The following is a 16,638-nucleotide window of genomic DNA, read 5'->3' on the forward strand; positions in this document are numbered from 1 at the left end:
TTATATTTATAGTATAAATTAAGTTTTGTATGTTAACAATGGACGTATAATTAACTTCTGATTAAATTTTTTAACTATTGGTTAAAACTATCATTTACATAAAAATAAAAGACTTAATAAGTTATAACTTATTAAGTCTTTTATTTTTGCGGTTTCAATTTTATTTAACTAGTTTTTAGTATATACCTCTATATTTTCTCCATCGGCATCTATAACTACAGTACATCCGCTATAAACTTCTCCAGAGATTATTTTTCTAGCTATTTTTGTTTCTAATGTATTTGATATATATCTCTTAAGTGGTCTAGCACCATATACTGGATCGTACCCTTCTTTTGCCATAACTTCTTTAGCACCATCAGTTATTTTTATATCTATATTTTTTTCACTAAGTCTTTTTCTTAATGCATCTACAAATATATCTATTATTTTTTTGATTCCTTCTAAACTAAGTGGCTTAAACATTATTATATCATCAACTCTATTTAAGAATTCTGGCTTAAATCTATGTTTCATTTCATTCATAACCATATCTTTTGTAAATTCATCTATGTTTTCACCAGCTTCTAATAGATGATGACTACCTATGTTTGATGTCATTATTATAAGTGTATTTTTAAAGTCTACTGTTTTACCTTTATTATCAGTAAGTCTACCATCATCTAATATCTGAAGGAATATATTAAATACATCTTCATGTGCTTTTTCTATTTCATCAAATAGTATTACAGAGTATGGGTGTCTTCTAACAGCTTCTGTTAATTGACCTCCTTCTTCATATCCTACATAACCTGGAGGAGGTCCTATAAGTCTAGATACTGCATGTTTTTCCATGTACTCACTCATATCTATTCTTATAATGTTGTCTTCACTATCAAATAAGTTGTTAGCTAAAGTTTTAGCAAGCTCTGTTTTACCAACTCCTGTTGGCCCTAAGAATATGAATGAACCTATTGGTTTTTTCTCATCTTTAAGTCCTGCACGAGCTCTTATTACTGCATTAGATACTGCTGTTACTGCTTCATCTTGTCCTATAACTCTTTTGTGAAGATCATCTTCTAACTTAAGAAGCTTTTCTCTTTCACCTTCTACTAATTTAGTTACAGGTATGCCAGTCCATTTAGCTACTATTTGAGATATTTCATTTTCTGTTACTTCTTCTTTTAATAATGCATTTTCATAACTTGATGCCATTTTTTCTTCATGATTTTGTATTTGTTCTTCTAACTTTGGTATTATACCATATTTTAATTCTGCTGCTTTGTTAAAGTCATATTCTCTTTCATATCTTTCAACATCGCCTTTAGCCTTATCTAATTCCTCTTTTAAATTTCTTATATCAAGTATTTGTTTTTTCTCATTTTCATATTTAGCAGTCATTTCATCATTCTTAGATTTTAACTCTGCTAACTCTTTTCCTAGATTTTCTAATCTATTTTTACTTTTTTCATCATTTTCCTTAAGAAGTGCTTCTTTTTCAGTTTCAAGCGTAAATATTCTTCTTCTTACAGTGTCTAGTTCTGTTGGTAAAGAATCTATCTCACTTCTAATCATAGCACCAGCTTCATCTATTAAGTCTATTGCTTTATCAGGAAGGTATCTATCTTGTATATATCTATCTGATAATTTAGCAGCAGCTACTATTGCGTTATCATGTATTCTTATACCATGATGTATTTCAAATCTTTCTTTAAGCCCACGAAGTATAGATATAGTATCTGATACACTTGGTTCCTCTGCTATAACTGGTTGGAAACGTCTTTCAAGTGCTTTATCTTTTTCTATATATTGTCTATATTCATCAAATGTAGTAGCACCTATACAATTAAGTTCTCCACGAGCTAACATTGGTTTTATTAGGTTACCAGCATCCATTGCTCCATCAGTTTTACCAGCACCTACTATTGTGTGTATCTCATCTATAAATAGTATTATTTTTCCTTCTGAAGATTGAACTTCTTTAAGTACTGCTTTTAATCTTTCTTCAAATTCCCCTCTATATTTTGCACCTGCTATTAATGAACCCATATCTAGTGCATAAATAACTTTATCCTTAAGTCCTTCTGGTACATCTCCACGAACTATTCTTTCTGCTAATCCTTCAACTATTGCAGTTTTACCAACACCAGGTTCACCTATAAGTACTGGATTATTTTTAGTTCTTCTTGATAATATTCTTATAACTCTTCTTATTTCTTCGTCACGACCTATAACTGGATCTAATTTATTTTTCTTAGCTAAATCTACTAAATTAGTTCCATATCTAGTTAGTGCTTCATAAGTGCCTTCAGGATCTTGAGTTTCTACTCTTTGACTTCCACGAACTTGTGATAGTACTTCTAAGAAATTACTTTTATTTATATTGTATTGTCTTAATACTTTTCCTACTGGTGTATTACCTTCCATATCTATCATAGCAAGCATTACATGTTCTACACTTATATAAGAATCTTTAAATTCTTTAGATATTTCTTCTGCTTTTATTAAAATTTCATTTATTCTTCTTGTAGCTGTAACACCTTGTGAACTTATACCTTCTCCATGAATTTGAGGTAATTTGCTCAGTTCCATATCTATACTATTTTTTACTGAATCTACTGATACACCCATTTTTTCTAATATATTAGGTATAAGTCCATCCTCTTGATTGACTAATGCACTTAATAAGTGTATAACATCTATTTGTTGATTATGGTTTTTAACACCTATATTATAAGCTTCATTTAAAGCTTTTTGTACCCTTACAGTCATTCTTTCTATATCCATATGTATCCCTCCACTATCATAATATATATTATTTTCAGTAAAATCTTAATTATTTATTTTATTTAGAATTTTCTTATTAGCACTCTATTGAGTTGAGTGCTAATAATTTATTAACTACAATATACTCCTATAAAAATACTTTGTCAATAGTTTTTTATCTTATTTGTCAATATAAAATATATAAAAGTAAAAGCACCTATTACAATTCATTGGAATAGGTGCTTTTACTTTAGCTTTTCATATTATATTCTTGTAATTTTTTAATGTTTTCTAATTCCTTTATAAAATCATTAGCCTGAATATAATCTATATATAAAAGACAAGAAACCTCTTTTGTTTTTTCACTTATTCTAGTAGTTATTCTAATATGATCCTCTAATTTCTTTGTGTAAAATTTGTATATTAAATCAAGGTGTACTCTATCTCCGTTTAATATTATATCTATACTTTCCTTAGGAATTTCCACATCTACATTTTTTTGAGTACAACCCTTAGATATATTATTATATTTAGTATATTTATAAGAATATCCCTTATAATCAAATCTATTGCTTTCCTTTATTCTATTTAATATATACTCTCCCTCTTCCTCTTTTAGAAAGTCTTCTTCTTCAAAGAAATAATATTTAGCGAAATAGTCTAATTTATATTTTCCCATAGTTTCCTCCTGAGTTATATAATAATAGTATTCCTATATTTAATAATTATATGAAGGTTATTTAGAATTAAATTATTGCAAATATATAAGGATTTAAGGATAAATAAAAAGACTAGATTATACTAATTAGTATAATCTAGTCTTTTTATTTATTAATCTTTGAATTCATATATTAAATTTAATAAATCTAGTAAGATATTTACAAAGTCTAGATAAAGATTTAATACATGTATAGATAAATCATTCTTACTTATTATGTTTCCTGATTCTATGTCATATTTTATTAGACTTATATCATATAATATATATCCTGAGAATATTAATATACCCAGAACACTATATAATATATTTAATGTCTGTGAACCTATAAATATATTTATTATACATAGAAGTAAAAGTGATATAAGACCTGCAAATAATATAGATCCTATACCTAGGTAATGCCCAGCTTTCTTTCTATAAGATATAAAGGCTAGTATACCAAATAATATACAAGTTCCAAGTAAAGCATTAATTACTATAGATGTTCCTAAACTTTGTAAGTAAAAAGATAATAGTGGATATAAAAGTATACCATCTATAAATGTAAATAAGTAAACATAGTTCATAGAAAAACTTCTAGGTATTATACTTTTCTTAGATAATATTGCCATTATAAGTAAACCTATTATTAAAAATGGTAATATTAAATTTGCTACTTGAACAACACTTATAGGAATAAAAGCTTGCCCAAATGCAAACCCTATAAACATAAATAGTATAGATATTGCTAGATATTTAAAAATATCAGCCATTGGGTTTGTAATTTCTTTATGCATTTTTATCATCTCCATATATTATAAAAAACTATATATGTATTATACCATATATTGTTAAATTTATATTATATGAAATAATTTGTATCAAATTAGTTGATTATATTACTTATGCTATCAGAAATTTTATTTACTTTATCATTCGCTACATTTGTTAGGTTTTCTTTAGTATTTTCTATTTTAGATTTTATAGAGTTAATATCACTTTGTAATTCTTTTTCTTTATCTAAATAATTACTTAAATTAATATCTTTTATAAAATCATCTAAATTTTCAGATAAATTATTTTTGTATTTACCTATCAAAGTTTTTAATTTGTCATCTCCTATGTTAGCAAGTTCATCAATTGATGTAAGTTTATTTTCTATGTCTCTTAATTTCATATCATCTAAACTCAATATTTTGTTAGTATAATTAGATATCTTCTTTTGATCTAGATTAGTATTATTTGACTTATCTATAGAAACCTTATCTTCAATTTCTTCTACAGAGTCTTTATATTTGTTTTTTATTTCAGATAGCATATTATCTATCTCTTTTATTGATTCGTCTGATTTTTCTTCAACATTAGATACTGCCTTTTCTTGATCTTTTTGTATATCATTTTTATCGCAAGCCACAATACCTAATGACATTAATGATATTATAATTAATGATATTATTTTTTTATTGCACTTCATTTATATAACTCCTCTTAATATTTTAGTATTTATATTTTACCACTAAAATCTAACTATTTACAACCTTATTTAATTTAATCAAAATAAATTATACATTTATAATATTTTATAGTTAACAAAATACGAATTAATTAATATCTTAATATTAGTTAAATATTTTGGGGGTGTCATCCAATGCTACAATCTCTTCTCTTGGTGCTATCACTTTCATTAGATACATTTGTAGCTAGTGTTGCTTATGGTACAAATAAAATTAAAATTCCTTTTAAATCGGCATCTATAATAACATTAGTATCTACAATTACTTTAGGTATTTCTTTATTTTTGGGATCTTTGTTTAAAGATTTACTATCAGCCAATATAGCATCCTTATTAAGCTTTTTATTGTTATTAGGGCTTGGCATATTTAGATTATTTGAATGTATAATTAAAAGCTATATAGATAAAATATATAATAATCAAGCTCCTCTAACATTTAAATTATTTGATTTTAAGTTTGTACTTGAAATTTATGCGGATGAAACTAAAGCAGATTATGATAAATCTAAAATGCTTACACCTAAAGAAGCTTTTTATCTTGCAATAGCTCTTTCTTTAGATAGTTTAGCAGTTGGATTTGGAAGCAGTTTAGGATATATTAATTATGCAGAAGTTTTATTATTATCTTTAATTATTGGATTTTTATCTTTACTATTTGGTTGTATAGTAGGTTGTCATATTAATAAGATTAGCCATATTAATTTGTCTTGGTTATCAGGAGTAATGCTTATAGCTCTTGCATTTATAAGATAAAAAAAGAGTTATCTCATACTTGAGATAACTCTTTTGACTTATGCTACTTTATTACTGTTTGCTTTTATAACTTGTTGAGCTATATTTACTGAATGGTCAGATATTCTCTCTAAATTACTTACTATATCTAAATAAACAACTCCATTATCTATTGTGCATACACTCTCATCTAATCTTTTCATATGATTTTGACGACATACTTTTTCCATTATATCAACTTGTTCTTCCATTTTGACAACTCTTAATGCTAAATCCACATTATTAGATTCTAAAGATTCAAGTGCATAAGTATATGTGCTTAATACTTTGTTGTATATTTCAGTTAACTCACCTTTACATTCATCAGATAATTTTAATTCTTTAGTTAATATTATTTCTGATAATTCAGCTATATTTTCAGCATGATCTCCTATTCTTTCTATATCATTTACAGTATTGAATAGATAGTCAACACCTTCTCTTGAATCATCATTTAAAGTTGTTTTAGATAGCTTTAGTAAGAAACTTAGTATAGCTTTTTGTAATTCATTTATCTTTATTTCTTCATTAAATGCCTTTTTTATTTTAGTATCTGACATTTCAAGCACACCTTCCATTGAACAAATCAGAGCTTTCTTAGCTTTTTCACCCATTCTTAAAGTCTCTTTAATAGTATTTGATAAAGCTATAGATGGTGTTTCTAATATTCTTTCATCTAAGAATTTAACAGTTTTTCTCTCTTCTATTTCATCTTCTTTCTCTGGAACTAACTTCATAGTAAGTTTTACTATTAACTTAGAAAAAGGTAATAGTAGTATAACGTTAGTTATATTAAATAAAGTATGTGCATTAGCTATTTGTCTACTCACATCATTTGGATCTAAGTGTGTAACTACCATTGTTATTGGCTTACTTAGTAATAACATAAATACCAATGTCCCTATTACATTAAATGTTAAATGCATTGTAGCAGCTCTTTTAGCGTTCTTACTAGCACCTATACTTGATATTAATGAAGTAACGCAAGTCCCGATATTTTCACCATATAATATTGGTAAAGCAGATGATAATGGTAATATTCCTTCAGATGCAAGTGCAAGTAACATACCCATTGAAGCACTAGAACTTTGAACTATTGCAGTTATACCAAATCCAAGAAGTATACCAAGTATCGGATTATGTCCAAATGATACTAATGCATTAGTAAATCCTGAAAACTCTTTTAAAGGTGCAACAGCTTCCTTCATAAAATCCATACCTGTAAATAATATACCAAATCCTATAAATATTTCAGCTATTGTTTTAACCTTTGGCTTAGAACTAAATAAGTAAAGTATTATACCTACGCCTAATGCCATTGGCGCTAACCCAACTAAATCTAGTGATACTAATTGAGCAGTTATAGTTGTTCCTATATTGGCTCCCATTATTACACCTATTGCTTGAGGTAGTGTCATTATACCCGCATTAACAAATCCAACTACCATAACTGTCGTAGCACTTGAACTTTGTATTATAGCTGTAACTAAAGCTCCAACTATAACCCCCATTAGTACATTACTAGTTAGAAGTTCAACTATCTTTTTTAGTTTTTCTCCTGCTGACTTTTGAAGGCCATCAGCCATCAAATTCATACCGTATAGAAAAAGACCTAGTCCCCCCATCAGGTTTATTGCTATTTCCACTATATTTCTTCCTCCTTAAAACTTTAATGTTTTTAAAATTAAATAATTTTATTCTTTTATTATTACAAACTTATTCTATCAAAAAAATTGTCATAATGTGTTAAGCAAATGTTAATTTATTGCACTTAATGTTAAATCTATGTTAAATAAAAGTTGATTAAATCCTATTATGTTAAGTTTTTTAAATTTAAGTTAAAAATAATATATGTAATGTAAATAAAAAAACCCATTAAATGGGTTTTATTTTCTAAAGTCTTTTAAGTTATTTTCTATGCTTAAATTTTTTAATATTGATGTTAATAATATTTGTCTAGTTTCTATTGATTTACCAAACTCTTCAAAGCTTTTCATACAATCTAACTGATAAGTTTCTATTATGCCTTTTTCTAATTCTTCTAAATGTTTTACGATATACTCCTTTATATCTTCTTTGCTTTTTAACCTATCTATTTCTTCGCCTCTTAAAACATGCTTAAATATTTCAAATCCCTCACCTTTTGATCCCCATATAAATATTCTAAATGTTATTAATGCCATTTCACAATATATACCTGCACTTATAGAATTCATATGATTTATATCTTCATACAAATGTTGATTAAAATCAAAGAAGTTACTAGATGCTATTTCATAAGTTTTTTGAGGTTCAAATTCGATATTACTTTCAGCTATGTTTTTGTCTAAACTTTCATAGCCACTACTTTTTATAAGAACATCACATAATGGTGATGTATGTATTGATAATTTGTCTTTTGATAAAAATTGTTTCATAGTTTTGCTCCTTAATTTAAAATATATGTTTATTATAACTATGAGTCTATTTTTAAACAATAGTTATTGTAGAAAATATCTATAATAATTAGATTTACTAGTATTTATGGCAACAGATGAACAGCATATAATTGTTTATCTGTAAACTTAGTTTTTATAGTAATTACTACTATATTAAAATGAATATAAAAAAGATGTGTAAAATAATTATATTTTGCACATCTTTTTAGTATTAATATTATTATATAAAAAGTTTCATATTGATTTATTTTCTAAGAATTAATTTAAAGCCATACTTTACATAGCTACTTAGCCCAGTAGTAAACATCGCCATTTTTACTTACTGCATATATATTATCGTCTTTTGTCCCTACAGTAAGCTTATTATTTTTGATTTTTTCTTTTATATCTTTTTCATTAAACCATTTAGTTTCTATAAACTTATCATCTAGTACACTTTTTTTATCTACCTTTTCTAATGTTTGTATAAATTTATCTGTTTCATCTTTTGGTATTATAAATCTTCCATTTGCTTTATTGGAATCTAAGTTATGAACTTCTTGTATATTGGTAGCATTAGTTGGGATATTTTCAGGAATCCAACCTCTTTCTATTATATCTTTAGCATCTTTATAGCTATTAAACTTATGGATTTTTATATCCATACTACATCCTGTCAATATAGTTGCCAACATTAAAAATACTATTATTTTCTTCATTCTCAATTTCCTCCATGTCCGTTTCATTTAATATTATAAACATATTATATATACTATATCTTAAAAAATAATAAACCCAACATTAAATAAATCTTAAATTATTTAAATAGTATCCCAAAATACAAAAAGACCATCTTAAAATAAGTCTAGCTAATAACAAAACTTACTGTAAGACGGTCTTATATAACTTTTATTAATCTTTAAATACAGTATTTTCAGTTTTCCATTGTAATAATTTTATATATAACCAAAAACCATATATACCAAGAGTTATTATAGTTAATACTAGCCATTTTATATAGTTAAAAAATAAGCTAGATCCAGTACCTTTAAATTCGAGCCTTCTTCCTTCTATTACCGTATTTTCGGCTTCCCATCTATATTTTATGCACATAGCCCACGGTGTGGCTAATCCTAACGTAAAAGCAGTTATTAACCAAGCTAATATATTAACTCCAATAAGTCCTAGTAATCCACCTTCAAATCTTGATTCCATATGTTTCCCTCCTATTATGTATATATATTAATATATATGCATAATAAAGTATATAAACTGCAACTTAATTAAATCTTAAATAAACCTTAAAACTTTATAAAAATTTATGGTATAGTGAATTATTCTTTTATTATAAATCTTTCTATAAAATTAACAATTACTTTTTCTAAGTCTCCACTATCTTCTACTTCTATTATCCTAGGTGTAGCTAATTCACCTCCATGTTCAAAGTTTACGCTTGATATTACGATTTCTTTGTCTTCATAGTCAAAGTCAAGTGTTAAACCTACTAGGTTATTTAAATCTAGTCTAAAGTCCCCAATGTCTCTTATATTATAATCCTCATACTCATCATCACCATAACTTCTTAAATTATATATCTTTCCATCTAAAAATTCTACCTTATCTAAATCTTCATTAGTCTTACCTATAGCAAAATGGAGTGCATACTCTTCTCCTAACAATAAATTAGCATAATCACTTGCATCATTTATATCTTCATAATCTTCATCAAAAGTTATTACATCCATATAGTCTCTATCTATCAAACATACTCTTGATACATAATCTGGATAATCATATAATAATTCATCACAATTATCCTTATAATAATTTATAAAATTTTCTAATCTAAACTCTTCTGGTTTTATTCTTATAGCTTGCATATTTATGTCCTTTCTATACTAATTCGTCAAATCTTTGTTATGCTAAAAATCAAATTTAATTTAAAATATGTTTGTATATTTTTAATACTTATATAATATATCATACTATTAATTCACTTTGAATATATGTTTTTTTATATGCTCCTTTTTTCTTATTAATCTCAACTATATCTTTCAATAATATAAGAGAATTTGAATAATGGAGCGTTTCTACAAATAATGAATTAATATATACAGTCAACTAAAATATGAAAAAAACTATAATTGTAGTAAATATAATAATATAAAAAGAGCCCTTATTTAGAAATTTAATACAGGCTCTTTTTATTAATTCAAATTATTTGAACTCTTTTTTATCATATATCTTTATGGATATTATCATAGATATTAAAATAGTTAAAATACTTATAATTATTGATACTATTAAAGGATTTATATTATTTATATAGTCTATTATATTTTTTAGCTGTTTTGAAGGATTTTGAAGTATATCTACAATTGGCATTGAACAAAATATTGTAGCTAAAGTTATAGCCATAGTTATGAATTTTCCCTTTATTGCACCATATTTAATCATTGTTGGAATTAACATACTAATAATTAATGTAGATGATAATATTACTGTAGTTAATAGTAAATCTAAATTTATATCAACTTCTATTATATGGTATATAACACTTACTATAAGCATTGATGATATCATTGTTATAATACCAATTACATATCTCGATATAACGTACTCACTTCTTTTTACAGGAATTACTCCTATCAAATTATCTATACCACTTACATCTTCATAAGACATAAGCTGTGGTACACCAACAATTGTAATCATTGAAGATAAAGCACCTATAAATGAAGGATTGATTGCTGATACAAATAACCACATTATAATTATTATACCAACTTGCTTAAGTATTGCTTTAAAATTTATTAAACTCATTTTAGTAAGATTCATTATATTATTCATATTAATACCCCCTAGTATAATACATTAGTATATCTTCTAAATTAACTTTGTCATAAACAACTTCTTCCCCAAATATTTCGTATGCATGTTTTACATTTGATGTTAATCCTTCAAATCCAAATGAATTTTCATTAAATGCTACTAATGCTCTTTTAGTTTCATTGTCTAATAAATTTTTCCCACCTCTTATCATACTATGTCTTTCTAATATGCTATCTTTATCTCCGCTTAGTATTATTTTCCCATCATATATAAATACTAAATAGTCTGAGACTTTATCTAAATCAGATGTTATATGAGTAGAATAAAATACAGTAGCTTCTTCTTTTTCTATATGTTCTTGAAGTATATCTAAAAATTCATTTCTGACTAAAGGGTCTAAATTTGCTGTTGGTTCATCCATTATTATAAGTTTTGGATGATGAGACAGCGCCATTGTTAATTCAAACTTTTTCTGTTGTCCCTTTGAAAGTTTCTTATATATTTTATTTTCATCTAATTTAAATTTTTGTATATATCTTCTATACAATGATTCATCCCAATTCTTATAAAAAAAAGATACTGACTTTTTTATATCCTTAAGTTTAGATTCATTTAAGTAACCAGGAACATCACCAATATAACCTATTAATTCTTTTGTATTTATATCATTTTTTTTATATTCTTTTCCAAATATTTTTATACTACCACTATCTTTAAATATCATATTCATAATTAATTTTATTGTGGTAGTTTTTCCTGATCCATTTGGACCTATAAACCCTGTTATATATCCCTTTTTTATATCTAAATTATCTATACATAAATTAAATGTATCTAAATTTTTCTTCAAATTTCTAATCTCTATTGCATTCATAATATACCTCCTTATATTTCTTCATATATACTTTTAAATATTTCTAGTCCTTCTTCTAATGTTATACCTACTGATTTTACTTGCCTTATAATATCCTCTAATTTATTTTCTATTTCATATAAAGCTATTTCTCTTAATCGATCTGTATTTTTTGTTGATACAAAAGTTCCTCGCCCTGTAACAGTCTCTATAAATCCTTCTTTCTCAAGTTCTTCATAGGCTCTTTTTATGGTTATTATGCTAACCTTTAATTCTTTTGCGAAATTTCTTATAGATGGGAGACCTTCCCCTGGCTTTAATGTTGAGTCTAATATCTGATTTTGTATCTGGCTTTTTATTTGTTCATACAAGGGTATTGTTGATGTATTACTTATATTTATATTCAATTTTACACCTCTCTTCCTTACTTAATATTTAGTGTATATAAAATGTATATATTATATATATACACTTTATGTACACTTCATGTCAACCTATTTTCAAAATTAATTAAAAAAATATATACTTAATGATTTTTATTTAAATGTAAGTTTTATAGAATTGTTCTGTAACAATAAATTAAATACTATTGTAATATAATAAAAATATAGTATCATTTTTAATAACTTTTTTATAATCTATTGTATATGGTTTTAAATAATGTTAGTATATGCTGATGGATATGTCTTACATAAAAGGGGGGAATGTTTATGACTAAAGATATGACTACTGGTAATCCAGTAAAATTAATTTTATATTTTTCTATACCATTACTTATAGGAAATATTTTTCAACAATTCTATAGTATGGTAGATACAATAATTGTTGGAAGATTTTTAGGTGTTAAAGCTCTAGCAGCTGTTGGATCAACAAGTTCTATGATTTTTTTAATAATAGGATTTATATTAGGCCTTGCATCTGGTTTTTCCGTATTAGTTTCACAAAGGTTTGGAGCAAATGATGAAGAAGGTGTTAAAAAAGCCGTAGGTAGTGCAATTGTACTGTCTGTAATTATGACTATTATAATTACTATTTTAAGTATATTTTTTACTAAACCACTTTTAAATTTAATGAAAACTCCACATGATATAATAGATGAAGCTTATTCATATATAATAATTATATACGGAGGTATATTTGTTACATTTTTCTATAATATAATTGCAAGTATACTTCGTGCACTTGGAGATAGTAAAACTCCTTTATATTTCTTAATTGTTGCATCCATTTTAAATATAATACTAGATTTGATGTTTATAGTTAAATTCTCTATGGGAGTTAAAGGAGCTGCTTATGCTACTGTTATTTCCCAAGGAGTTTCAGGTATACTATGCTTAATTTATACTGCTAAAAAATTTCCTATATTAAGACTTGAAAAAAGACATTTTAGCTTCAACTTAGACTTTTATAAGAAACACTTAAATATAGGAATCCCAATGGCTCTTCAATTTTCAATAACTGCTGTCGGAGCAGTAATACTTCAGGGTGCTGTTAATTCATTTGGATCAACTATTGTTGCTGCATATACTGCTGCTTCTAGGGTTGAACAACTTGTTATGCAGCCAAGTGTAACATTTGGTGTTACTATGGCAACTTATTGTGCTCAAAATCTTGGTGCTAATAATATCGAACGAATTAAAGAGGGAGTTAAAAAGTGTACATTAATAAATATAGCTATTGGTGTTATTGGTGGAATTATACTTATGACACTTGGTGAATATTTTGTTAAGCTATTTGTATCAAATTCAGATCCAAATGTAATATCATACGCTACTAAATATCTAACTACAGTTTCTTTCTTCTTTATACCTCTTAGCTTAATATTTATATACAGAAATGCACTTCAGGGTATGGGATATACTTTCGTGCCTATGATGGCTGGTGTTTACGAATTACTTGCCAGAACTATTGTTGCATTTACATTACCTTTAGCTATTGGTTATACTGGTATTTGTTTAGCAGGTCCTATGGCTTGGCTTGCAGCATCTATACCGTTATTTATTGACTATCATAAAAAAGTTAATAGTATAAATTCTTCAGAGTGTTACTCATCATAAAAATTATAAGACAAATCTACATTTAAAAAGCTAGCTTAAAAATTTAAGCTAGCTTTTTATTCTCCTACTCCAAAATCAGTATTATTATATAATACTTCTATATTAGGATTTTTATCTAGTAAGTCTTTATATTTATCTACAAACCAATTAACTATCTCATCATCTCTTTTAATATCTGATGTATTATTTACAAAAACATTTATAGTAGCATGATCAAAATTATTTAAAACTATATCCATATCTTTATCTATCATTTCTTTTGTCTGACCTTTTATACCTACCATCATGCATGGAGAATCAAAATAAGTTTTAAGTTCTTCTACACTTTTAAATTTAGCATTTTTATTTAGAAAATTATTTCTAAAGTCATAATCAAAACTTTCTACACCTATTTTAAAAGTTATAGGTATTTCAAAATATTCTCTCATATCTTGTATTTTATTTTTATATGACCAATGACTTTCTAAAAATAGTTTTTCAATATTTTTGTCTTTTATTATATCTTTTATTTTATCAAGTGTAGCTTTCGGAAGTTCAAAACAACTTCCTGAGTTTATAACTTCTAAAACTTTGTATTTTCCTGTTATATTTTCAAGTACTTTAAAATTTAATTTATTTATTTCCTCTTCTGATTTTGAGTTATCTAATATATAATCACAGAAACTACATTTTCCCCATACGCATGGAAAACTTTTAAGTAGTACTATTTCTCTTTGGTTTTTATTAGTTATTTCACTATATCTGTCCATTTTTTCTCCTTTATAATAAATTAGGTATTATACATAATATAATACCTAATTTGATATATTCCAATCTATGTTTAATTTAAATTTATAAAAATTAGTTATTATGAATTTTATCTATTTAATAATATTTGTGATTTTACATTTCTAGGAAGTGCATTAACACAACCCCCTATTAATAGTACTGCCACAAATTTATCAGCATAATCTGTAAATATTTGTGTTATAAATACACTTAATACATCTGGAACTCCAATTACACTTAGTACTTGAACAATATATGATGAACCCGATGATGTTATACCTCCAAATAAAAATGCACTTATCATGGCACTTATTATAGATGTTGGTAATGTGAATATAAACACTCCAAGAGGAGTTTTTATACCTTTTAAGAATCCTTTTTTATACATCAAACCAGCTAAATACCCTGTACTTATTTGAACAGGAGCAAAGTATATTGAATATATATCAAAAGTCATTCCACTTACTAAGCTTCCACATAGACCTGTTATTACGGCATATTTAGGTCCAAGTAAACAGGCTATAAATATTGTTCCTATAGAGTCCATATATATAGGAAGTCTTAAAGAATAGGCTATAAATGCTCCTACTACATTTAAAGCTATTCCAAAGCTTATTAAAGTTAAGTTTCTAACGTTTAATTTCTTTTCCATATTATATCACTCCTTTTATAGAGTCTATAATATTACCTTTATCCTTAAATATATTTTTTATAAACATCTTCATAAAAGCTTTTGCATCTACTTCTGTCAGTATATGTGCATTATGTTTCTTTTTATAAAAATCATATGCATCTACTATAGTTTGACCTATGGCTTTTCCTTCTTCTACTATTTCAACGTAAGAATCAAATCCGTTGCATAGATTTCTGTCTATAAAATATGCGACTGCTAATGGATCATTTATTACACAACCTATTATGCCTTCTTGATTCCAATGAAAATCTATATAAAATCTAGTTATTTCTGTTATATATTTAGATACATCTTTATCTAGTTTGTTTATAAATTCAATAATATTTGGTGTTAATACTATTTTTCTAGTTACATCAAGTCCTATCATATGAATTTTTTTAGGTAAGTTTTTATAAACATATTCAGCAGCATGTGGATCTACCCAATAATTAAATTCTGCTACTGGTGAACAGTTCCCATGACTTTTGTAAGTTCCTCCCATGGAAACAAACTCATCTAAGTTATCGAAGGCTTTCTTATCTTTAATTAATGCTTTAGCTATATTGGTAAGCGGACCTAATGCTATAATAGATACGTCTTTATTTCTATTTAAAGTATCTATTATAAAGTCTACTCCACCATGTAAAATTTTAGCATCAACTTCTTCATAAAAATTTTCTCCTATACCATCTTCTCCATGAGTATCTTGTGCTGTTATAAGTTCTTTTTTTAAAGGTAGCTCTTCTCCTATATATACAGGTACATCTAGCGAAGAACACATTTGAAGTGCTTTTAGAGCATTTTTTGCTCCTAAGTTTGCAGGTACATTTCCACTACATACGGTAATCCCTAATACTTCTAATTCTGGTGAATTTAATGCTAGAAGTATTGCTAATGAATCGTCAATTCCTGGATCACAATCAATTATTACTTTTCTTTTTTTCATTTTAATCTCCTCCATAAACATTTAATGGAGAACTATACGCTTTTATTTAGTGCATTAAAAAAGCGTATCTAGGATACGTCTATATACTGCCACTATATAAATCCCTAGTTTTTTATACTTGGAGTTCTCGAACAAGTCCTAGATAACTTTAAACTATCTAGTATTTTCAATACTTATAAGATTTTATATTTGCAAAACTGTCAGTTCGTTGTCAGTTTCAATTATTTATCCACAACTTACTAACAGTTTTTATTTTAACATGAATTTTGTATATTATACAATATCTTATTTAGTTTAAATATGAAAATTATTTTTTATATAAGGACATGCAACTTTTACGATGCTATTTGCATATGCTATAAC

The 16,638-nt window shown here is 26.1% G+C and carries 17 protein-coding genes and 1 riboswitch; of the genes, 2 read left to right on the forward strand and 15 right to left on the reverse strand.

Annotated features, from left to right (window positions below):
• Positions 1-168 precede the first annotated feature (168 nt).
• The 4 genes from clpB to ABHC41_RS08395 all read right to left on the reverse strand — a co-directional run bounded on the left by clpB (position 169) and on the right by ABHC41_RS08395 (position 4,919).
• Complete coding sequence (clpB, locus tag ABHC41_RS08380) at positions 169-2,766, reverse strand: ATP-dependent chaperone ClpB (RefSeq protein ID WP_195237754.1); 2,598 nt, start codon at positions 2,764-2,766, stop codon at positions 169-171.
• Positions 2,767-2,995: 229 nt separating this feature from the next.
• Entirely contained in the window at positions 2,996-3,424 is a 429-nt protein-coding gene (locus ABHC41_RS08385) for a hypothetical protein (RefSeq protein ID WP_092925796.1), read from the reverse strand.
• A gap of 152 nt (positions 3,425-3,576) precedes the next feature.
• Positions 3,577-4,242 (reverse strand): Bax inhibitor-1 family protein, encoded by a 666-nt coding sequence (locus ABHC41_RS08390; RefSeq protein ID WP_092925794.1) that lies wholly within the window; start codon positions 4,240-4,242, stop codon positions 3,577-3,579.
• Between the two features lie 89 nt (positions 4,243-4,331).
• Complete coding sequence (locus ABHC41_RS08395) at positions 4,332-4,919, reverse strand: hypothetical protein (protein ID WP_166505407.1); 588 nt, start codon at positions 4,917-4,919, stop codon at positions 4,332-4,334.
• A 174-nt stretch (positions 4,920-5,093) separates the two neighbouring features.
• On the opposite strand from ABHC41_RS08395, the gene ytaF reads away from it, so the two are divergent.
• Positions 5,094-5,711, forward strand: a complete 618-nt coding sequence (gene ytaF / locus ABHC41_RS08400; protein ID WP_092925790.1) for a sporulation membrane protein YtaF — start codon at positions 5,094-5,096, stop codon at positions 5,709-5,711.
• Positions 5,712-5,749: 38 nt separating this feature from the next.
• On the opposite strand, the gene ABHC41_RS08405 is transcribed toward ytaF, so the two are convergent.
• The 8 genes from ABHC41_RS08405 to ABHC41_RS08440 form a co-directional block, all read right to left on the reverse strand.
• On the reverse strand, positions 5,750-7,375 hold the full coding sequence (locus ABHC41_RS08405; protein WP_240275822.1) for a Na/Pi cotransporter family protein: 1,626 nt from the start codon (positions 7,373-7,375) through the stop codon (positions 5,750-5,752).
• A 240-nt stretch (positions 7,376-7,615) separates the two neighbouring features.
• Entirely contained in the window at positions 7,616-8,146 is a 531-nt protein-coding gene (locus tag ABHC41_RS08410) for a hypothetical protein (RefSeq protein ID WP_092925786.1), read from the reverse strand.
• Between the two features lie 305 nt (positions 8,147-8,451).
• The gene (locus ABHC41_RS08415; RefSeq protein ID WP_166505408.1) at positions 8,452-8,865 is read right to left on the reverse strand and encodes a membrane lipoprotein lipid attachment site-containing protein; all 414 of its coding nucleotides are present in this window, start codon (positions 8,863-8,865) and stop codon (positions 8,452-8,454) included.
• Positions 8,866-9,058: 193 nt separating this feature from the next.
• Complete coding sequence (locus tag ABHC41_RS08420) at positions 9,059-9,361, reverse strand: DUF898 family protein (RefSeq protein WP_092925782.1); 303 nt, start codon at positions 9,359-9,361, stop codon at positions 9,059-9,061.
• 119 nt (positions 9,362-9,480) lie between these two features.
• Positions 9,481-10,026 carry a hypothetical protein gene (locus ABHC41_RS08425; RefSeq protein ID WP_092925780.1) on the reverse strand — a complete coding sequence of 182 codons (546 nt, stop codon included), beginning with the start codon at positions 10,024-10,026 and terminating at the stop codon, positions 9,481-9,483.
• Between the two features lie 337 nt (positions 10,027-10,363).
• Complete coding sequence (locus ABHC41_RS08430) at positions 10,364-10,996, reverse strand: ABC-2 transporter permease (protein WP_166505409.1); 633 nt, start codon at positions 10,994-10,996, stop codon at positions 10,364-10,366.
• Between the two features lies 1 nt (position 10,997).
• Positions 10,998-11,852, reverse strand: a complete 855-nt coding sequence (locus ABHC41_RS08435; protein ID WP_195237766.1) for an ABC transporter ATP-binding protein — start codon at positions 11,850-11,852, stop codon at positions 10,998-11,000.
• Between the two features lie 11 nt (positions 11,853-11,863).
• A complete protein-coding gene (locus ABHC41_RS08440; protein WP_092925776.1) occupies positions 11,864-12,238 on the reverse strand; it encodes a GntR family transcriptional regulator in 375 nt (124 codons plus the stop codon).
• A 303-nt stretch (positions 12,239-12,541) separates the two neighbouring features.
• On the opposite strand from ABHC41_RS08440, the gene ABHC41_RS08445 reads away from it, so the two are divergent.
• Positions 12,542-13,888: an MATE family efflux transporter gene (locus ABHC41_RS08445; RefSeq protein WP_092925774.1), complete on the forward strand. Its 1,347-nt coding sequence runs from the start codon at positions 12,542-12,544 to the stop codon at positions 13,886-13,888.
• A 56-nt stretch (positions 13,889-13,944) separates the two neighbouring features.
• Here ABHC41_RS08445 and ABHC41_RS08450 read toward each other — a convergent pair whose 3' ends face one another.
• The 3 genes from ABHC41_RS08450 to ABHC41_RS08460 form a co-directional block, all read right to left on the reverse strand.
• On the reverse strand, positions 13,945-14,637 hold the full coding sequence (locus ABHC41_RS08450; RefSeq protein ID WP_092925772.1) for a radical SAM protein: 693 nt from the start codon (positions 14,635-14,637) through the stop codon (positions 13,945-13,947).
• Between the two features lie 107 nt (positions 14,638-14,744).
• Positions 14,745-15,308, reverse strand: a complete 564-nt coding sequence (locus tag ABHC41_RS08455) for an ECF transporter S component (protein ID WP_092925770.1) — start codon at positions 15,306-15,308, stop codon at positions 14,745-14,747.
• A 1-nt stretch (position 15,309) separates the two neighbouring features.
• On the reverse strand, positions 15,310-16,275 hold the full coding sequence (locus ABHC41_RS08460; RefSeq protein WP_092925768.1) for a nucleoside hydrolase: 966 nt from the start codon (positions 16,273-16,275) through the stop codon (positions 15,310-15,312).
• 98 nt (positions 16,276-16,373) lie between these two features.
• A riboswitch (PreQ1 riboswitch) is annotated at positions 16,374-16,417 on the reverse strand.
• Positions 16,418-16,638: the final 221 nt, after the last annotated feature.

Source organism: Romboutsia sp. 1001216sp1 (assembly GCF_039841805.1).
Taxonomy (GTDB): domain Bacteria; phylum Bacillota; class Clostridia; order Peptostreptococcales; family Peptostreptococcaceae; genus Romboutsia_C; species Romboutsia_C hominis.